At 70.1% G+C, this 18,050-nt stretch carries 17 protein-coding genes; 9 read left to right on the forward strand and 8 right to left on the reverse strand.

The genetic code is table 11. The features are described 5' to 3' along the window. Positions 1-4: 4 nt before the first annotated feature. The 3 genes from ABZT17_RS14485 to ABZT17_RS14495 are packed head-to-tail and all read right to left on the reverse strand — an operon-like array spanning position 5 to position 2,332. The gene (locus ABZT17_RS14485) at positions 5-1,180 is read right to left on the reverse strand and encodes an acyl-CoA dehydrogenase family protein (protein WP_356348176.1); all 1,176 of its coding nucleotides are present in this window, start codon (positions 1,178-1,180) and stop codon (positions 5-7) included. Continuing rightward, on the reverse strand, positions 1,177-2,193 hold the full coding sequence (locus ABZT17_RS14490) for an acyl-CoA dehydrogenase family protein (RefSeq protein WP_356348178.1): 1,017 nt from the start codon (positions 2,191-2,193) through the stop codon (positions 1,177-1,179). Before ABZT17_RS14490 ends, ABZT17_RS14485 begins: the two co-directional genes overlap by 4 nt. Then, positions 2,183-2,332 carry a hypothetical protein gene (locus ABZT17_RS14495; protein WP_356348180.1) on the reverse strand — a complete coding sequence of 50 codons (150 nt, stop codon included), beginning with the start codon at positions 2,330-2,332 and terminating at the stop codon, positions 2,183-2,185. The genes ABZT17_RS14490 and ABZT17_RS14495 overlap by 11 nt, the downstream gene beginning before the upstream one ends. A 156-nt stretch (positions 2,333-2,488) precedes the next feature. Between ABZT17_RS14495 and ABZT17_RS14500 the strand changes: the two genes are divergently transcribed. The 3 genes from ABZT17_RS14500 to ABZT17_RS14510 all read left to right on the forward strand — a co-directional run bounded on the left by ABZT17_RS14500 (position 2,489) and on the right by ABZT17_RS14510 (position 5,187). Beyond that, positions 2,489-3,160, forward strand: a complete 672-nt coding sequence (locus ABZT17_RS14500; RefSeq protein WP_356348182.1) for a TetR/AcrR family transcriptional regulator — start codon at positions 2,489-2,491, stop codon at positions 3,158-3,160. Positions 3,161-3,286: 126 nt separating this feature from the next. Continuing rightward, complete coding sequence (locus tag ABZT17_RS14505) at positions 3,287-4,132, forward strand: acyl-CoA thioesterase domain-containing protein (RefSeq protein WP_356348184.1); 846 nt, start codon at positions 3,287-3,289, stop codon at positions 4,130-4,132. Beyond that, positions 4,129-5,187, forward strand: a complete 1,059-nt coding sequence (locus tag ABZT17_RS14510) for a dihydrodipicolinate reductase (protein ID WP_356348186.1) — start codon at positions 4,129-4,131, stop codon at positions 5,185-5,187. Before ABZT17_RS14505 ends, ABZT17_RS14510 begins: the two co-directional genes overlap by 4 nt. Here the strand turns inward: ABZT17_RS14510 and ABZT17_RS14515 are convergent. Continuing rightward, positions 5,184-6,338 carry a thiolase family protein gene (locus ABZT17_RS14515; RefSeq protein WP_356348188.1) on the reverse strand — a complete coding sequence of 385 codons (1,155 nt, stop codon included), beginning with the start codon at positions 6,336-6,338 and terminating at the stop codon, positions 5,184-5,186. The two genes, ABZT17_RS14510 and ABZT17_RS14515, sit on opposite strands and share 4 nt — an antisense overlap. A 99-nt stretch (positions 6,339-6,437) precedes the next feature. Here ABZT17_RS14515 and ABZT17_RS14520 point away from each other — a divergent pair, with 99 nt between their 5' ends. Next, positions 6,438-7,205: an SDR family NAD(P)-dependent oxidoreductase gene (locus tag ABZT17_RS14520; protein WP_356348191.1), complete on the forward strand. Its 768-nt coding sequence runs from the start codon at positions 6,438-6,440 to the stop codon at positions 7,203-7,205. Between the two features lie 46 nt (positions 7,206-7,251). Here the strand turns inward: ABZT17_RS14520 and ABZT17_RS14525 are convergent, their stop codons facing one another. Then, a complete protein-coding gene (locus tag ABZT17_RS14525) occupies positions 7,252-8,274 on the reverse strand; it encodes a LacI family DNA-binding transcriptional regulator (protein ID WP_356348193.1) in 1,023 nt (340 codons plus the stop codon). Between the two features lie 220 nt (positions 8,275-8,494). Here ABZT17_RS14525 and ABZT17_RS14530 point away from each other — a divergent pair, with 220 nt between their 5' ends. Genes ABZT17_RS14530 through ABZT17_RS14550 form a run of 5 tightly spaced genes read left to right on the forward strand, consistent with a single transcriptional unit; the run spans position 8,495 to position 15,284 of the window. Further along, on the forward strand, positions 8,495-10,417 hold the full coding sequence (locus ABZT17_RS14530; RefSeq protein WP_356348195.1) for a beta-L-arabinofuranosidase domain-containing protein: 1,923 nt from the start codon (positions 8,495-8,497) through the stop codon (positions 10,415-10,417). 31 nt (positions 10,418-10,448) lie between these two features. Continuing rightward, positions 10,449-11,699, forward strand: coding sequence for an extracellular solute-binding protein (locus tag ABZT17_RS14535; protein ID WP_356348197.1), 1,251 nt, complete (start codon positions 10,449-10,451; stop codon positions 11,697-11,699). A 7-nt stretch (positions 11,700-11,706) separates the two neighbouring features. Then, positions 11,707-12,678 (forward strand): sugar ABC transporter permease, encoded by a 972-nt coding sequence (locus ABZT17_RS14540; RefSeq protein ID WP_356348200.1) that lies wholly within the window; start codon positions 11,707-11,709, stop codon positions 12,676-12,678. Next, entirely contained in the window at positions 12,675-13,496 is an 822-nt protein-coding gene (locus tag ABZT17_RS14545; protein WP_356348203.1) for a carbohydrate ABC transporter permease, read from the forward strand. Before ABZT17_RS14540 ends, ABZT17_RS14545 begins: the two co-directional genes overlap by 4 nt. Positions 13,497-13,547: 51 nt before the next feature. Beyond that, entirely contained in the window at positions 13,548-15,284 is a 1,737-nt protein-coding gene (locus ABZT17_RS14550; RefSeq protein ID WP_356348205.1) for an RICIN domain-containing protein, read from the forward strand. 1 nt (position 15,285) lies between these two features. Here ABZT17_RS14550 and ABZT17_RS14555 read toward each other — a convergent pair whose 3' ends face one another. The 3 genes from ABZT17_RS14555 to ABZT17_RS14565 are packed head-to-tail and all read right to left on the reverse strand — an operon-like array spanning position 15,286 to position 18,041. Further along, the gene (locus ABZT17_RS14555) at positions 15,286-16,071 is read right to left on the reverse strand and encodes an enoyl-CoA hydratase/isomerase family protein (RefSeq protein ID WP_356348208.1); all 786 of its coding nucleotides are present in this window, start codon (positions 16,069-16,071) and stop codon (positions 15,286-15,288) included. A gap of 1 nt (position 16,072) precedes the next feature. After that, on the reverse strand, positions 16,073-17,161 hold the full coding sequence (locus tag ABZT17_RS14560; protein ID WP_356348210.1) for an acyl-CoA dehydrogenase family protein: 1,089 nt from the start codon (positions 17,159-17,161) through the stop codon (positions 16,073-16,075). Continuing rightward, on the reverse strand, positions 17,148-18,041 hold the full coding sequence (locus ABZT17_RS14565; RefSeq protein ID WP_356348213.1) for an acyl-CoA dehydrogenase family protein: 894 nt from the start codon (positions 18,039-18,041) through the stop codon (positions 17,148-17,150). Before ABZT17_RS14565 ends, ABZT17_RS14560 begins: the two co-directional genes overlap by 14 nt. Positions 18,042-18,050 lie beyond the last annotated feature (9 nt).

Genomic DNA, 18,050 nt, shown 5'->3' on the forward strand with positions numbered 1-18,050 from the left:
CTCCTCAACGTCGGGGCAGACCGAGCACCCGCTCGGCGATGATCGTGCGCTGGATCTCGGACGTACCGCCGGCGATGGTGCCGCCGAAGCTGCGCGCGAAGCGGTTGAACCAGCTGGCGGAGTCGTCGTCGTAGCTCATGTGGGAATACGGCGCCGTCCGCGCCGGATGCACCAGTCCGTCAGGGCCGGACGCCTCCAGGACGCGTTCCAGGGCACGTTGGGCCGCCTCCGAGCCGAACACCTTCAGCACGGACAGGGCCGGTACGTCCTGTTCACCGCGGGCGGCGCGGGCCAGGGCGGCGGAACCGAGCAGCCGGAGCGCCTGGAGATCCATGACGAGCGTGGCGTACCAGTCCTTCTCCAGCGGGCCCGTGGGGCGGAAGTCCCGCAGGACCTCGCCCATCCGCTCGGCCTCGCCGAGCCACATCAGGGTGCGCTCGTGGCCCAGCGAGCCGTTCGCGACGCGCCAGCCCTGGTTGAGGGGGCCGACGAGGTTCTCGGCGGGGACGACGACGTTCTCGAAGAAGACCTCGTTGAAGTCCTTGTCGTCGGGGCTGGTGTAGGAGGCGAAGGGGCGGCGGGTCACGCCGGGGGTGTCGGTGGGGATGAGCAGGACGCTGATGCCCTTGTGCTTGGGCGCCTCGGGGTCGGTGCGGACGAAGGTGAGCAGGACGTCGGCGTCGTGGGCGCCGGATGTCCACACCTTCTGGCCGTTGACGGTGAAGTGGTCGCCGTCGAGTTCGGCGCGGGTGCGCAGGGAGGCGAGGTCGGAGCCGGAACCCGGTTCGCTCATGCCGAGAGCGGCGGTGATCTCCGCGCGCAGGATGGGTACCGCCCACCGGTGCTTCTGCTCCTCGGTGCCGAAGGAGATCAGCGAGGCGGCGATGATGCCCACGCCCTGCGGGTTGAAGCTGTGGTAGATACGGCGCCGGGAGAGCTCCTCGCGATGCACGTACTGCTGGATGACACTCGCGTTCCGGCCGCCGAACTCGGGGGGCTGGCCGGGCAGCAGCCAGCCCTGGTCGAACTGCAGCCGCTGCCAGTGCCTGGCCCATTCGGGGATGTGCGCGGTGGAGCGGGAGCGTTCGGTCGCCTCGGCCTCCGTGGGCAGGTGGGCCTCCAGGAACGCCACGAACTCGGCGCGGAAGGCCTCGACTTCGGCGTCGAAGGTCAGCCTCATGACACCTCCTCCGCGACCGGCGACCCGGCCGGGTACTCCTCGGCGATCAGTGCCCGATGGTGGGTGGCGCCGCCGAGCATCAGCTCACCCGCCTTGGCCCGCTTGATCGCGAACTGCAGGTCGTTCTCCCAGGTGTGCCCCATCGCACCGAAGAGTTGTACGGCGTTGCGGAACACCAGTGCCTGGCACTCGCCGGCCGCCGCCTTGGCCATGGACGCGGCGAGCCGGCGCCTGGGGTCGTCCTCGGCGATGGTGAGCGCGGCGAAGTAGGCGAGGGCACGGGCCCGTTCGACGGCGACATGCATGTCGGCGGCCTTGTGCTGGACGGCCTGGAAGGAGCCGATGGGTGCGTCGAACTGGTGCCGGGTGCGGGCGTGGTCAAGGACCAGGTCGAGGGCGCGGCGGCAGGCACCGACCATGGTGAGGGCCAGACCGGTGAGAGCGATGTGCCGGGCACGCTCCGGGTCGGCGGTGCTCCGGCTGTCCTCGGTGACGCGCACCTGGGAGAACGTGACTTCCGCGAGGTGCAGGACGGGGTCGAAGACGGGGGTCCGTACGGCGGTCACGCCGGCGGCGGGTACGACGAAGACGCCCGCCCCGGTGACCACGGCCAGCCGGTCGGCCCGGTCGCCGTCGAGAACGTGCCTCGCGGTGCCGTCCAGGATCCAGCCGCCGCCGGCCCGGCGCGCGGTGGCACCGGAGAGGACCGCGGTGCCGGTGCGGCCGGGCTCGTCGAACTCGGGTGCCAGCGGCGCGAACCGGGTCAGGGTGGCCAGGTAGGGGGTCGGGTCGGTGGCGCGGCCCAGTTCCTCCAGGACGATCGCCAGCTCCACCGCGTCGGCCGGGTCGGTCAGCTCGGTCCAGCCGAGGTCGGCGTAGACCCGCCACAGCGGGGCCGGGTCCACGCCGTCGTCGGCGACGGCCCGCACCAGCGTGGGCGGGCACTCCTTGAGGACGGCCTTGTGCACGGTGTCCTGCCACAGCCGCTGCTCGGCGTCGAACTCAAACAGCATCCGGGCCCCCGAGGACGAAGACCCCGGCCAGCACCGCACCGACCAGGACGGCGCCCGTGAGGAGAGCCCCGACGAGAAGGCCTTCCACCACCGGCCTCAACTGCCCGACCCCGCGGTCGGTCCGCGCGTCCCACGCCACGAACGGCCTCCTTGGTTGAAGAACCATGCGAGTTGACTCATGAACTGTGCGAGAATGACATTCTCTCAATGAGGAATCAACAGTCTCCTCCATATCGCCGGAGGTGTCCAGCATGGTCACAGAACCCTGCCGCTACACTGCAGTAATGTTCTCCCCATGGCACAGAAGGCGGACCAGCCCGTGAGCACCCCGACCGAGGAACCGGCCTGGAAGCAGCGCGCAGTGGAGCGCTCGACCCAGGCGGCGAAACGTCGGGCCGAACAGAGGGTCGAGCGATTTCTCGACGCGGCTCAGGCGATCATGGCGGAGAAGGGCACGACGGACTTCACGGTGCAGGAGGTCGTCGACCGCTCGAAGCAGTCCCTGCGGAGCTTCTACCAGCACTTCGACGGTAAACACGAGCTGCTGCTCGCACTGTTCGAGGACGCGATGAGCAAGTCGGCCGACGAGCTGCGCGCCGTCGCGGCCGAGGAGTCCGACCCACTGGACCGGGTCAAGGTCGTCATCCAGGACCTGTTCGAGAGCTCGCGTCCCGACCGCACCGGCAAGCAGCGCCCGCTGTTCACCGACTTCGCGATGCGTCTGCTGTTCTCGCACCCGGCGGAGATGCGCGTGGCGAACGCCCCGCTGCTCGCGCTGTTCACCGAGCTGATGCAGGACCTCGAGGACAAGCATGTGCTGCGCCAGGGCTTCACGGCGAAGCGGGCGGCGGCCCTGACCATGCAGACCGTCATGTTCAACGCCCAGTCCAGCGGCCAGGAGGGGAGCCACCCGCTGACCGCGGACGAGATCTGGGACTTCGTCTCGCACGGGTTCGCGGGCGACTGACCGCCCGCAGGCGACAGCAGCCGGCAGACAACCACGCGACCCGACGGCGACCAGCGACCCGACGCGACGCGATCAGCGGCGAGAATTCCATTCTCATAGTCGGGAATATCGCTTACGCTCCCAGGCATGCCACTTGCCGTGAGTGAACTCTGGGACGATCTGCTGGCCTGCCTCGATCTGCGTACACCGACGACGGACGGCACCGACGCCCCTGGCGCGCCCTTCACCTATGAGGGGCGCAGTCAGCGCCTCGGCTACCACCGGCTGTTCGGTGGGCAACTGCTCGCCCAGTTCGTCCGGGCGGCACAGCAGGCCTGCCCGGACAAGAGCGTCAAGTCCCTGCACACGCTCTTCGCCCGCGCGGGCCTGACGCAGGAGCCGGTCCGCTACGAGGTCGACCGGCACCACGACGGAGGCTCCTTCGCCGCGCTGACGATCGTGGCCCGGCAGTCGAAGGGTGTGGTGGCCACCGCGTCGGTGTCCCTGCACACCTCCGAGGACGGGCCGGCGCACCAGACAGTCCCCACCGTGCCGCCCGTCCCCGGTCCGGAACACCGCACGGAGTTCCACCCGATTCCCTGGGAGACACGGACCACCGTCGACCTCGACTCGCCGCTGTCCGAGGAGCCCGAGTTCGACCTGTGGACGCGTCTCCCTTCCTCGGAGCCGCATTTCGCCCCGGCCCTCACCGCTTACGCCACCGATCTGACGCTGATCGGCACGGCGCTGCGGCCGCTCGCGGCGATCACCCAGCACGACGCGGGAAAGGCGTTCACCTCCGCCGTCACCTCGCACACCCTCTGGTTCCACCGCCCGTTCAGCGCCAACGTGTGGCTGCTGCTGCGCCAGCACAGTCCGGTCCTGGCGCACGGCCGCTGCTTCGGACGGGGCGACGTCCTGACCGAGAGCGGCATGCTCGTCGCGTCGTACGCCCAGGAGGCGCTGCTGCGCTTCACACGGGAGGAGGCATGACGCCGTACCGAGTCGTCCAGTGGGCCACAGGCACCATCGGCGCCCGCTCCCTGCGGGCCGTCATCGAGCATCCCGACCTGTGCCTGACCGGCCTGTACGTCCATTCGCCCGGAAAAGTGGGCCGGGACGCGGGGGAGTTGTGCGGGGCGGAGGCGACGGGCGTCACCGCCACCCATGACATGGAGCGCGTACTGGCGCTGGGCGCGGACTGTGTGCTCTACATGCCGTTGGTGTGCGATGTCGACGAGGTGTGCCGGCTGCTGGAGTCGGGGGCGAACGTCGTGACCACAAGAGGGGAGTTCCACCATCCCGAGAGCATGGATCCCGTCGTCCGTGAACGGGTCGAGAACGCCTGTGGGCGCGGCGGCACTTCGATCCACAGCACGGGCAGCAGCCCGGGCTTCATCACCGAGGCGGTACCGCTCGTGCTGACATCGATCGCGCGGCGCCTCGACTCACTGGCCATCGACGAGTACGCCGATCTCTCCCGACGTCCCTCTCCTGAGCTGTTGTTCGGGGTGATGGGCTTCGGCGCGACACCGGCCGCGTTCGACGAGGCACGGCTGTCGCACGCCCGGACCAGTTTCGGCCCGTCGCTGCGGTTGGTGGCGGAGGCGTTGTCGCTGCATCTCGACTTCCTTGAGGCGACGGGTGAGTTGGCGACGGCCCGTCGGCGCACGCGGATCGCCGCGGGCGAGTTGGCGGCCGGGACGGTGGCCGCCCAACGGCTCACGGTGACCGGTCTGCACGCGGGCCGCCCGCTGCTCAGCTTCCGAGCGACCTGGTTCTGCACCACCGACCTCGAACCGGCCTGGGACCTGCACGACACCGGCTGGCACATCTCCGTCGAGGGCGACGCGCCCCTCGACGTCACCCTCCGGCTGCCGGTCCCACTGGAGCGGATGGCCGAGATCTCCCCGTCGTACACGGCCAACAGGGCGGTCAACGCGGTGCCGTTGGTGTGTGCGGCGGCCCCCGGGATCCGTACGACGCCGGATCTGCCGCAGATCACGGCCACCCTGCGCCGAACCACCGCACACCTGGCCGCCGACTAGGGCGCCGGAACCTCCACGACCATCGCCGATCCCATCCCGCCCCCCGCGCACATCGAGGCCACCCCGACTCCCCCGCCCCGCCGCCGCAGTTCGTGCACGAGCGTGACCAGCATACGGGCGCCGGTGGCGGCCACGGGGTGGCCCAGGGAGCAGCCGCTGCCGTTGACGTTGACGCGGTCGGGGTCGAGGTCGAGGCGGCGGACGGCGGCGACAGCCACCGAGGCGAACGCCTCGTTGATCTCGTACAGGTCGACATCGCCGGCCGAGAGACCGGCGCGGGCAAGGGCCTTGGGGATCACCTTGATGGGCGAGAGTCCCGTTTCCGCGGGGTCCACGCCGACGGAGGCCCAGGACCGTACGGTGGCCAGCACCGGCAGACCTTCCGCGCTCGCCGTGGCGTCGCTCGCGACGACCAGGGCGGCCGCGCCGTCGTTGCCGCCGCAGGCGTTGCCCGCGGTGATGCTGAAGCCCTCGATCTCGGGATGCAGCGGCTTGAGCGCGGCCAGTTTCTCCAACGAGGTGTCACGGCGCGGGTGTTCGTCGACTCGGAAGCGGCCGTGCGGGGTGTCGAGAGGGACGATCTCGGCGTCGAAGCGGCCCTCGTCGATGGCCCGTACGGCGTTCTGGTGCGAGCGCAGTGCCCAGGCGTCCATGTCGGCGCGGGAGATGTCGGCACGCCGGGCGACGTTCCAGCCGATGGTGATCGACATGTCGTTGTTGGGGGCGTCCGGGCGGTCGGGGTGCGTGGGCGGCATCCACGGCTCGGTCCATTCGCCGTCTATGCGGAAGGCCGATTTCGGGGCGGTGGAGGCGGAGTTGACTCCACCGGCGACGACGAGGTCGTCCATGCCGGCCCGGATGCTCGCGGCGGCGCCCGCGACGGCGGTCAGCCCGGCGGCGCAGTGGCGGTTCAGGGCCTGTCCGGGGATGGAGGTGAGCCCTGTGGTCAGGGCCGCGTGGCGGGCGAGGACACCCCCGCCGTAGAGACCCTCGCCCAGGATCACGTCGTCGACCCGGTCGGGGTCGAGTCCGGCCGCCGCGGCGCCGACGATGTTGTGGGCCAGGTCGAAGGCGGTGGTGTCGCGCAGGGTCCCCTTGAACGCGGTGCCGATGGGGGTGCGCAGGGCGGACACGATGACGGCCTCGGGCATGGAGAGTCTCCGAATCGGCGGGGCGGGCAGGAGCACTTCACTGGATGAGAATGCTACTCTCGCAATACTAGAATCGTGTATCCCTGGAGGGGAGTAGCGATGCGGGTTCAGGGGACGTCCGCGGTCGTCGTGGGTGGGACGGGCGGCCTGGGCGAGGCCACGGTCCGTCGACTGCACGCGGCGGGCGCGGCGGTGGTCGTCGCCGACCTCGCCGACGACAAGGGGAAGGCCCTGGAGGAGGAGCTGGGCGTCCGGTATGTGCGCACGGACGCCACCGACGAGGGCGAGGTGCGCGCGGCCATCGCCGAGGCGGAGTCCCTCGCCCCCCTGCGGATCTCGGTCGACGCCCACGGCGGCCGGGCGAGCGGGGGGCGGCTGATCGGCAAGGACGGCGAACCGCTGGATCTCGCCGGGTTCCGGCAGACCGTCGACATCTATCTGACCGGTGTCTTCAACGTGATGCGCCTGACCGCCGCCGCGATGGCCCGCCAGGAGCCCATGACCGAGGACGGCGGCCGGGGTGTCATCGTCAACACCGCGTCCATCGCCGCGTTCGAGGGCCAGATCGGGCAGCTGCCCTACGCCGCCGCCAAGGGCGGGGTCGTCGGCATGACCCTAGTGGCCGCCCGCGACCTCTCCCCCCTCGGCATCCGCGTAGTCACCATCGCCCCCGGCACCTTCCTCACTCCCGCCTACGGCAAGGCCGGCGACCAGCTGGAGGCGTACTGGGGTCCCCAGGTGCCGCATCCCCGCCGGATGGGCCGCTCCCCCGAGTACGCGGCCCTGGTCCAGCACATCTGCGAGAACGAGTATCTCAACGGCGAGGTGATCCGCCTGGACGGGGCGTTGCGCTTCCCGCCCAAATAGACCCGTCGCCGTATGCGCCCCTCCCCGCCCGCCGTTCCCGGGTGCCTCAGCTCGACTCCCGCACCACCAGCCGGCACGGCACCGTGTGCACCCCCGGCACCGACTCCGAGTCGATGGCTTCCAGCAGCTTGAGAGCGGCGATCCGGCCGATTTCGGTCAGGTCCATGTCGATCGTGGTGAGCGGCGGGCGGCAGGCCAGGGCCATGGTGTCCCAGTTGTCGTAGCCGACGACGGCGATCTGTCCGGGGACGTCCAGGCCACGCTCGCGCAGCGCGTCCGCGACCCCCCGTGCGATCTGGTCGTTGCCGCAGAAGAAGGCGTCCGTGTCGGGTGCCGTACGAAGGACCGCGTCGGCGGCCCGACGACCCCACGCCTCGCTCCACTCCCCGAAGTGCACGCGTCCGGTGGCGAGTTGCAGCGCGGAGCGGTCCAGCAGTTCCACGGCGTGGCGGGCGCGGTCCCGGGCGGCCGCATGGTGTTCGGGGCCGGTGACGTGGGCGATGCGGGTGCGGCCGGTGGCGATCAGATGCTCGACGGCGAGGTGCGCGCCGCCCCGGTCGTCGGAGGCGACGGAGGTGGCGGAGGGGTCGGTGGACGGGGAGAGGGCGTAGACGACCGGTATGCCCTCGACACCGCGCAGGGGCGGGCGCGGGTCGGTGCGGCGACCGGTGACGATGATGCCGTCGACCCGCCGGTCCATGAGGTTGCGCAGATGATGCTGCTCCCGGATGGTGTCGCCCCGGGTGTCGCACAGCAGCACGGAGATCTTTCCGGCGCCGAGCGCGTCCTCGGCCCCCAGCAGCACGGGTGTGCTGAAGCGGCCGATGCCGTCCGTCGTCATCAGCCCCACTGTCCAGCTGCGGCCCGTGTGCAGGCTCCGCGCATGCTGGTTGGGCCGGAACCCGAGCGTCTCCACGGCGTCCAGCACCCGCTGCCGGGTCTCCGGCCGCATCCGGCCGCCCCCGCTCAGCGCCTTGGAGGCCGTACCGACACTGACGCCGGCGAGCGCGGCGACATCGGCGAGCTTCGCCCGTCCGGCGGAGGGGGAACGCGGAGCGGCTTCGGTCACGGGCAATCCTTTTCTCAGTCGTCGCCCCTGGCGGTCGGGGCGCGGTCCATGGTCGCAGGCGGTCCGGTGGAGTGCCAGTCCTTGAGCAACAAGAGAAAACTTGTGCAGAGCCCTTGACCTCGATCCTCTGTCTACCCTCTACTCATCGGCGAGGCAAACGGTTGCGCAGATCGTTGCCCAGTCCCGGTCGCTCCCCCCGCCTTCCATCCCCCGGAGAGCCATGCCCCGCACCCACGCCACCCCGCCCTCCCCCACCGGCCCGGTCCGTCTGGGCCCCGGCTCCCACTCCGTCCTGCGGCCCGGCGCGGCCGAAGTGACGGACGGCTTCTGGCAGTCGCGTCGCGAGGTCAACGCGCGCACCTCCATCCCGCAGGGCCCGGAGCTGCTCGAGTCCGCGGGCAATCTGCACAATCTGCGGCTGGCGGCGGGCTCCGCCGAGGGCGCTTTCCAGGGCGCGTACCCGTTCGTCGACACGGATGTCTACAAGTGGCTGGAGGCGGCGGCCTGGCAGCTGGGCCAGGGGCCGTCCGCCGAGCTGGAGGCGGACGTCGACCGGATCGTCTCCCTGGTCATCGACGCCCAGCAGCCGGACGGCTATCTCAACACCTGGTTCCAGCTGGTCAAGGGCGGTGAGCGCTACCAGGACCTGCGCTGGGGCCACGAGTTGTACTGCGCCGGCCATCTCATCCAGGCCGCGGTCGCCCACCACCGGGCCACCGGGCGCACCCAACTCCTCGACGTGGCGGTCAAGTTCGCCGACCACATCGACTCGGTCTTCGGGCCGCCGGACAGCGGCAAGGAGATCGACGGGATCGACGGGCACCCCGAGGTCGAGACCGCTCTGGTGGAGCTGTACCGGGAGACCGGAGAACGCCGTTATCTCGATCTGGCCGGCTACTTCGTCGACCGCCACGGCCACGGTCTCCTCGGCGGCGAGGCCTACTGCCAGGACCGGGTGCCGGTGCGCGAGGCGACCCACGTGGAGGGGCACGCCGTACGGCAGTTGTATCTGCTGGCCGGCGTCACCGACCTGGCCGCCGAGACCGGGGAGGCCGAACTCCGGGCCGCCGCCGAGCGGTTGTGGCAGGCCATGACCACCACCAAGACCCACCTCACGGGCGGGCTCGGCGCCCATCACGAGGAGGAGGACTTCGGCGACCCGTACGAACTGCCCAACGAGCGCGCCTACTGCGAGACCTGCGCCGCCATCGCCTCCATCCAGTGGAGCTGGCGGATGGCCCTGCTCACCGGCGAGGCCCGCTACTCGGACCTGATCGAGCGCACCCTGTTCAACGGCTTCCTCGCGGGTGTCTCCCTGGACGGCGAGCAGTGGCTGTACGTCAACCCGCTGCAGGTCCGCGACGGCCACACCGACCCCGGCGGGGACCAGTCGGCCCGCCGCACCCGCTGGTTCCGCTGCGCCTGCTGCCCGCCGAACGTGATGCGGCTGCTGGCCGGCCTGGAGCACTACCTCGCCACCGGCGACGACGACGGCCTGCAGATCCACCAGTACGTCACCGGCCGCTACTCCTGCGGCCCGTTCGCCGTACGCGCCGAGACCGACTATCCCTGGCACGGCACGATCGCCCTCACGGTCGAGGAGACCCCGGCGAACCGGCCCTGGACGCTGTCGCTGCGCATCCCGAACTGGTGCCGGGACTTCCGGGTGCGGTGCGGGGAGGAGACGTACGACGCCGCCGTGGACGACGGCTGGCTGCGGCTGGAGCGGTCCTGGGCGCCCGGCGACCGGGTCGTGCTGGAGCTCGCCATGGAGCCGCGGCTCACCGCGGCCGACCCGCGGGTGGACGCCGTACGCGGTTGCGTGGCGATCGAGCGCGGGCCGCTCGTGCACTGCCTGGAGCAGATCGATCACCCCGGCGGCGGCCTGGACGACATCGTCCTGGACACCACCCGTCCACTGGCCGTCAAGCACCGCCCGGACCTCCTCGGCGGCGTCACCACCGTGGTGGCCGCCGGGCGGCGGCGCCGCGTCCCCGACCGGGGGTGGTGGCCGTACGCCTCAGCCGACACCGTCGCGGCCCCCGAACAGGACGGCGAACCCGTCGAGTTGACCGCCGTCCCCTACTACGCCTGGGCCAACCGCGAGGACGGCAGCATGCGCGTCTGGCTCCCCACCTCCTGAGAATCCCGTTCTACGACAACGAGGTCACCCCGTGATACCCACCCGCCGCACTCTCCTCGCCGCCGTCGCCGCGGTCGGCACCCTCGTCTCCCTCACCGCCTGCGGAGGCGGCTCGAGCTCCTCCTCGGACTCGTCCTCGGGCGGCTCCGGGGGGACGTACACCTTCTGGGACCCGTACCCGCAGTTCGACGCCTCCTCGGCCTGGGGCAAGCTCGTGACCTCGTGCGGCACCAAGGCCGGGGTGAAGCTCAAGCGGACCGCGTACGACACCACCGACCTCGGCAACAAGGCCCTGCTGGCGGCCCAGCAGGGCAACGCGCCCGATGTGATGCTCGTGGACAACCCGGTCGTCTCCACCCTGGTCGAGGCGGGGATCCTCAACAAGACGAGCGACCTGGGCCTGGACACCAGGTCGATCCAGCAGAACATCATCGGCGCGGGCACCATCGACAACGCGGCGTACGGGGTGCCGATCGGCGCCAATACACTCGCGCTCTACTACAACAAGAAGGTGCTTTCCGCGGCGGGCGTGGACGCCGCGTCGATCAAGGACTGGAACTCCCTCACCGCCGCGCTGAAGAAGGTCAAGTCGGCGGGGAAGAAGGGAATCACGTTCTCGGCGATCAACACGGAGGAGGGCAGCTTCCAGTTCCTGCCCTGGTTCTGGGGCGCGGGCGGGGATCTGACCACACTCAACTCCGCCAAGGGCGTCGCGGCACTGTCGCTGTGGAAGCAGTGGGTGGACGCCGGGTACGCGCCCAAGGACGTGCTGCAGAACACCCAGACGACCAGCTGGCAGGAGTTCGCGACCGGCGACTACGCCTTCGGCGAGAACGGCACCTGGCAGCTGGGCAACGCCGAGAAGGCCGGCTTCGACTACGGCATCATCAACATCCCCGGGCAGAACGGCGGTTCCGCGCCGGTGCCGACGGGTGGTGAGTTCGTCACCGTGCCGGTGCAGAAGCAGACCGGGCGCTACGACGTCAGCAAGAAGATCGTGACATGTCTGACCAGCGACGCGAATCTGCTGCCCACCGACACGACGCTGCAGTACGTCGCGCCCACGGCCGCGGTGCAGGCCGAGCAGGTGAAGCAGAACCCGAAGCTCAAGCCGTGGGTGTCCGCGGTCGCGGCGGCACGCGGCCGCACCAGCGGCGGCCTGGGCACCAAGTACCCGACCATCTCCCAGCCGATGTGGACCGCCGTGCAGGCCGCGCTGTCGGGCAGCAAGAGTCCGCAGGACGCCCTGGACACCGCCCAGTCGAGTGCGCAGAAGGGCTAGGAACGGCATGACCATCGCCCGGGTCGACCGTCCGCGGCGGGCACCGGCCGCCGCGGCGGGGGCGAGCGGCTCCGACGCCGAGTCCCTGCGCCGCCGGCAGCGGCGCAGGAGCCGCCGCACCGCGCTCGCCTTCGTCACCCCCCTGCTCGCCTACCTCGCCGCGTTCTACCTCTATCCGCTCTACCGCAATCTCGATCTGAGTCTTCGCGACTACACCGTCAGGTCCTTCGTGGCGGGGGATGCGCCGTTCTCCGGCTGGGAGAACTTCCGTACCGTTCTGGACGATCCGACCTTCGGCCCGGCGATACGGCACACGATGGTCTTCACCTTCGTGTCGATCGCCTTCCAGTACGTCATCGGGCTCGCCCTCGCGGTGTTCTTCAACCGGCGCTTCCGGCTCGCGCCGACCCTCCGCGCACTGTTCCTCATCCCCTGGCTGCTGCCGCTGATCGTGTCGGCGTCGACCTGGTCGTGGATGTTCAACAGCGAGTCAGGGGTGGTGAACTACTTCCTGCACTTCTTCGGCGTAGCTCAGGTCGGCTGGCTGACCTCGCCGGACTGGGCGCTGACCTCGGTGATCGTCGCCAACATCTGGATCGGCATCCCGTTCAACCTGGTCATCCTCTACAGCGGCCTGCAGAACATCCCGGGCGAGTTGTACGAGGCGGCGGCGCTGGACGGGGCGAGCGCCTGGCAGCAGTTCCGCCGGATCACCTTCCCGCTGCTGCGGCCGGTGTCGGCGATCACGCTGCTGCTCGGGCTCGTCTACACGCTCAAGGTCTTCGACCTGATCTGGATCATGACCAAGGGCGGTCCGGGTGACGCCTCGTCGACCCTGGCGACCTGGTCGTACCAGCTCGGATTCGGCACGCTGCTGCCCAAGTTCGGCCCCGGGGCCGCGGTCGGCAACATCCTCATTCTCATCGCGCTCGTCTTCGGGCTGCTGTACATCCGCGTCCAGAGGAAGCAGGAAGCGTGAACCACCGTACGGGCAAACGGCGTTACACCGTGATCGGCCTCCTGCTCACCGCGCTGATGCTGTTCCCGGTGTACTGGATGCTGAACGTGTCCCTCACCCCGCAGCAGGACATGCGCAAGGACCCGCCCGACCTGTTCCCGCTGCACCCGACCTTCGAGGGCTACCGGGCGGTGCTGGACGACCAGTTGCCCTATCTCGGCACCAGCCTGCTGATCGGCCTGGGCACGGTCGCCCTCACCCTGGTGCTCGCCGCCCCGGCCGGCTACTCCCTGGCGAAACTCCGTCCGCGCGGCGGCGGGGCGCTCGGCCTGGGGCTCCTCATCGCCCAGATGATCCCCGGAATCGTCATGGCGATGGGCTTCTACGGCATCTTCCTGGACCTCGGTCTGCTCAACTCGTGGTGGGGGCTGATCATCGCGGACTCCACCATCGCCGTGCCGTTCGGCGTCATGATCTTCACCGCCTTCATGTCGGGCATCCCCGGCGAGCTCATCGCCGCCTCCCGTATCGACGGTGCCGGCACCTTCCGCACCTTCTGGTCGGTCGTGCTGCCGGTGAGCCGCAACGCCCTGGTCACCGTCTCGCTCTTCAGCTTCCTGTGGGCCTGGTCCGACTTCGTCTTCGCCAACACCCTGGACGGCGGCGGCGATCTGAGGCCGATCACCCTCGGCATCTACAAGTACATCGGCAACAACAACCAGGAGTGGAACGCGATCATGGCAACCGCCGTCGTCGCGTCCGTGCCCGCAGCCGTCCTGCTCGTCCTCGCACAGCGCTATGTGGCCGCGGGCGTGACCGCGGGCGCGGTCAAGGACTGAAGCAGGACCGCACCTCCCCCATCACCTCACCTCCGTAAGGAGAGATCTGCCATGACCCGCACAAGACGCTACGGCGGTGTGGCGGCCGCCCTGGGGACGGCGGTTCTCACGGCCGCCCTCGTGACTCCCGCCCAGGCCGCCCCCACCGCGTCCACCACGCTCGTCGTGAACGCCGACCAGACGCTGCGCCCGGTCACCCATGTGGCGACGGGCAGTCTCTACGGCCTCGCGGACGCGAGCACCCCGTCCGACAGCCTGGTGACCCCGCTCAAGCCGAACACCTTCGTCCAGATGGCCCCGGGGGGTTCCCAGCTCCCCAACGGCGAGCCCAAACCGGCGGGTGACGCGCTGGTCGTGGCAGCCAAGGCGGCCCGGGCCGGCGCCAAGGTCGTCGTACGTATGCCGGACTGGTATCCGAACTTTCCCTACAAGTGGGTCAGTTGGAGCGACTGGTTGTCGGCCGTGGACAAGCAGGTAGCGTCCGTGCAGGCATCCGGAGCCACCGACATCGCCGCCTACGAGCTGTGGAACGAGCCGGACTGGACGTGGGACACAGCCAACGCGGGCGCCTTCGACGCCGGTTGGGCGCGGACGTACAAGGAGGTGCGGGCCAAGGACACCAAGACGCCGATCCAGGGGCCGAGTTACTCGGCGTGGAACCAGTCCTGGATGAGCACGTTCCTCACCGACGCCAAGGCGAGCGGGACGGTGCCGGACATCATCGCCTGGCACGAACTGCAGGGTTCGGCCAACATAGCCGCGCATGTCTCCGCGTATCGGGCCCTGGAGAGCAGCCTCGGCATCAGCCCGCGACCGATCGCGATCGAGGAGTACGGCACCACGAGCGAGGTCGGTGTGCCCGGACCGCTGGTCGGCTACGTCGCCAAGTTCGAGCGGGCCGGTGTGCACGACGCGGAACTGGCCTTCTGGAACCACTACGGCACCCTCGGCGACACGCTGACCGACACCGGTGGCTCACCCAACGGCGCGTACTGGCTCTACAAGTGGTACGGCGACATGTCCGGGAACATGCTGGTCACCACTCCCCCGGCACAGACGGGTATCGACGGCGCGGCCTCCCTCAACGGCTCCGGCAACCAGATCAGCGTCATCTTCGGCGGTGGCGCCGGTTCGAGTGCCGTACAGATCAAGGGCCTGGGCTCGCTGTCGGCGTTCGGCGCGACCGTGCACGCGAAGCTGGAGTACACGCCGTCCAAGGGCCGTACGACAGCGGTGTCCGGGCCGGTGACAATCTCCGACGCCGACTACGCCGTGTCGAACGGCACGATCACGGTGCCCGTGACGACCAATGCCTCCGACGGCTACCACCTCACCATCACCCCGAGCGGAACCTCGTCCTCGCTGGCCGGCACGTACCAGATCACCAACAAGAACAGCGCTCTCGCCCTCGACACCTCCAGCGCGGGCACGGCGCAGGGCACATCGGTGGTGCAGGCGACGTCGGGCACGGGCAACAGCCAGTCCTGGGCCCTGACCGCCGCCGGATCCGGCCTCTACAAGATCAGCAACAAGGCGAGCGGGCTGCTGCTGGGCATCGACTCCATGAGCACGGCGGACGGCGGCAAGGCCCTGATCTGGGGTGACAACGGCACAGCCGACCACCTCTGGCAGCTCATCCCGTCCGGCGACGGCTACTACAAGATCGCCAACTACAACAGCGGGCTGCTGCTCGGTGTGGACGGCATGAGCACTTCGTCGGGTGCCCAGGTACTGCAGTGGGACGACAACGGGACGGCGGACCATCTGTGGAAGCTGACGTCCCGGTGAGTCACTTCTCCCCACCGGTGAGCCGGGCGAGCGTGTCGCGGAAGTCGTCGGTCTGGAAGGACTGTTCCTCAGCGGAGGTGGCGTAGTCGAGAGTGGCGAGCACCGCGCGTTCCAGGTGCATGTTGAGAACGCGTTTGGTGCTCTCCACCGCCTGCCTCGGGAGTTCCGCGATGCGTTTGGCGCAGGCCGTCGCCTCGGCCAGCGGGTCGGCCACCACATGGTTGGCCAGCCCCAGGGCGACGGCCTTCTCCGCCGGGATGCGGGCGCCGGTGAGGGCGTACTCCTTGGCGAGCAGCAGACTGGTGTGCAGGGGCCAGGTGAGCGGGCCGCCGTCGGCGGCGACCAGGCCGACCTGGACGTGCGGATCGGCGAGATGGGCGTTCTCGGCCATGTAGACCATGTCGCTCAGCGCCAGCAGACTGCAACCCAGGCCCACGGCCGGCCCGTTGACGGCGGCGACCAGGGGCACCCGGCAGCGGACCATGCCGAGGACGATCTCTCGGCCGTGGGCGATGGTGCGGGAGCGGAGTTCGGGGTCCTGCCGGATCTCGTCGAGGTAGGCGAAGTCTCCGCCTGCCGAGAACGCCTTTCCCGCCCCGGTCAGTACGGCCGCTCGGGCACCCGGGTCATCGGCCAGCCGGGGCCAGAGCCGGGCGAGACCGGTGTGGAGCGGGTCGTTGACCGCGTTGAGGGCGTCCGGACGGTTGAGGGTGATGAACCGCAGCGGGCCCTCCGCACGGACCTCGATCTCCTCCGGCATGCCGTACATGTTCCGACTCTCCGTCATGTCAGGCTCCCAGTCCGAGGATCCGCGAGGCGATGATGTTCTTCTGGATCTGCGAGGTGCCGCCCATCACGCTCTGCGCACGGCTGTAGAGGTAGGCGTGCAGGAGGTCGGGGTCGCCGGCGCCGCCGACGGCCAGCGCGGCGTGGCCGACCGTCTGTTCCGTCCAGGTCATGAGCAGCTTGTCCAGGGAGCCCTCGGGGCCGTGCGAGACGCCGTCGAGCTGTTCGGACAGGCGTCGGCGTACATGCAGGCGGAGCATCTCCGTCTCCACCACGGCCCAGACGAGTTCGGAGGGTGGAGGGCCCTGGACGCGGGCGGCGAGTTCACGGACCAGCTTGCCGTAGCGGGCCGAGAAGCCGAGGGTCGACGGCTCCCGTTCATGACCGACGACCGTCATCGCCAGCGCCCAGCCCTCCCCCGGCGCACCGATCATCCGGTCGGCGGGCACGGTCGCGCCGTCGAAGAGGACCTGGCCGAACTCCTTGGTGACCCCGCTCATCATCTTCAACGGGCGCTGTTCGACGCCGGGTTGGTCCATGGAGATGATGAACGCGGAGATCCCCTTGTGCCGGGGGGCCTCCGGATCGGTGCGGGCGAGGAGCAGACACCAGTCGGCGACGTCGGAGTAACTCGTCCAGATCTTGTGGCCGCCCACGACGTAGTGGTCGCCCTCGCGGGTGGCCGTGGTGGTGAGGGAGGCGAGGTCGGAACCCGCGCCGGGTTCGCTGAAGCCCTGGCACCAGCGTTCGGTACCGTCGATCATGCCGGGGAGAAAGCGCTGCCGCAGCTCCTCGCTGCCGTGCCTGCCCAGCCCCTGCACCAGATAGCCGAGGCTCGGGCGGGCGGGGGCGCCGGCGCGGGCGAGTTCCTCGTCGAGGATGACGTCGTAGACGGGCGGGAGTTCATGGCCGCCGTACTTCTTGGGCCAGGAGAGGCCGAAGAACCCCGCCGCGTGCAGGGCGCGGTGCCATTCGCCCTGGCGGGCCCAGTACTCGTCGCCGGCGGTGGGGAAGGCGCCGGCCCGTTCGGTGAGCCAACCGCGCAGCCGCTCGCGGAACGCGGCTTCCTCCGGCGCGTCACGAAAGTCCACAGTCGATCTCCTCCAGGCGTACGGGGAACAGGTCTGCGGAGACGAGCGACCGGCGGAGGTGGACATGGGCGAGGCATTCCCAGGTGTTGCCGATGCCGCCGTGCACCTGGACGGCGGTCTCGCAGACGGTGCGGGAGGCTCGGGCGCAGTACAGCTTGGCGATGCGCGCGGCGCGGAGCGCCTCGGGGGCGGGCAGTTCGTCGACGGCCCACGCCGCGTGCCTCAGGAGGCTGATCGAACCCTCGATCAGGGCCAGCCCTTCGGCGAGGAGGTGTGCGACGGCCTGATGGGAGCCGATCGTACGGCCGTACTGCTCGCGGATCTTGGCGTAGTCGCAGGCCAGGGCGTGGGCACCGCGGGCCGTGCCGACGAGGTCGGCGGAGGTGGCGACGTGGGCCAGGGCCTGCCAGGATCCGGCGTCGTCGTCGGACAGGGAGCCGATCTGCTCGGGGGTGCCGCTCAGCCGGGCGTCGAGGCGGGTCAGGTCGGCGCCGTGCACAAGCGGGCCGTTCTCTCCGGACAGGATGCGGCTGCCCTCCAGGAAGACGGCCCTTCGCATACCGCGCGCGTCCCGCGCCCGGCCGTCCACGGCGATCGTCGTCGAGCGGGCCTTCGGGACCAGGTCATCGGCGAGAACGGGTCCAAGGTACGGCACGTCGACCAGGCCTCGTCCGAACTCCTCGACCACGAGGGCGACTTCGACTCCGGACGCCCCGTCGGAGCGCAGCGCCCGCCAGCCCGTGGCCTCGACGGCCTTCTCCAGCCGAGCGATCCGGTCCGCGTCATCCAGGTCGACGACCGTCCCGGGGCCGAGGTTACCGGCCAACTTGGCGGCTGCGTCCCGCAGTTGACGTTGCTCAGCTGTCAGACGTACGTCCATCGCACTCCT

Source organism: Streptomyces sp. NPDC005648, assembly GCF_040605395.1.
Lineage (GTDB): Bacteria > Actinomycetota > Actinomycetes > Streptomycetales > Streptomycetaceae > Streptomyces.

Excerpts from the sequence above, each read along its gene's own strand:
- ABZT17_RS14485 (WP_356348176.1), bottom strand. The coding sequence starts at position 1,180 with ATGAGGCTGACCTTCGACGCCGAAGTCGAGGCCTTCCGCGCCGAGTTC.
- ABZT17_RS14490 (WP_356348178.1), bottom strand. The coding sequence starts at position 2,193 with ATGCTGTTTGAGTTCGACGCCGAGCAGCGGCTGTGGCAGGACACCGTG.
- ABZT17_RS14500 (WP_356348182.1), top strand. The coding sequence starts at position 2,489 with ATGGCACAGAAGGCGGACCAGCCCGTGAGCACCCCGACCGAGGAACCG.
- ABZT17_RS14505 (WP_356348184.1), top strand. The coding sequence starts at position 3,287 with ATGCCACTTGCCGTGAGTGAACTCTGGGACGATCTGCTGGCCTGCCTC.
- ABZT17_RS14510 (WP_356348186.1), top strand. The coding sequence starts at position 4,129 with ATGACGCCGTACCGAGTCGTCCAGTGGGCCACAGGCACCATCGGCGCC.
- ABZT17_RS14515 (WP_356348188.1), bottom strand. The coding sequence starts at position 6,338 with ATGCCCGAGGCCGTCATCGTGTCCGCCCTGCGCACCCCCATCGGCACC.
- ABZT17_RS14520 (WP_356348191.1), top strand. The coding sequence starts at position 6,438 with ATGCGGGTTCAGGGGACGTCCGCGGTCGTCGTGGGTGGGACGGGCGGC.
- ABZT17_RS14530 (WP_356348195.1), top strand. The coding sequence starts at position 8,495 with ATGCCCCGCACCCACGCCACCCCGCCCTCCCCCACCGGCCCGGTCCGT.
- ABZT17_RS14540 (WP_356348200.1), top strand. The coding sequence starts at position 11,707 with ATGACCATCGCCCGGGTCGACCGTCCGCGGCGGGCACCGGCCGCCGCG.
- ABZT17_RS14550 (WP_356348205.1), top strand. The coding sequence starts at position 13,548 with ATGACCCGCACAAGACGCTACGGCGGTGTGGCGGCCGCCCTGGGGACG.
- ABZT17_RS14555 (WP_356348208.1), bottom strand. The coding sequence starts at position 16,071 with ATGACGGAGAGTCGGAACATGTACGGCATGCCGGAGGAGATCGAGGTC.
- ABZT17_RS14565 (WP_356348213.1), bottom strand. The coding sequence starts at position 18,041 with ATGGACGTACGTCTGACAGCTGAGCAACGTCAACTGCGGGACGCAGCC.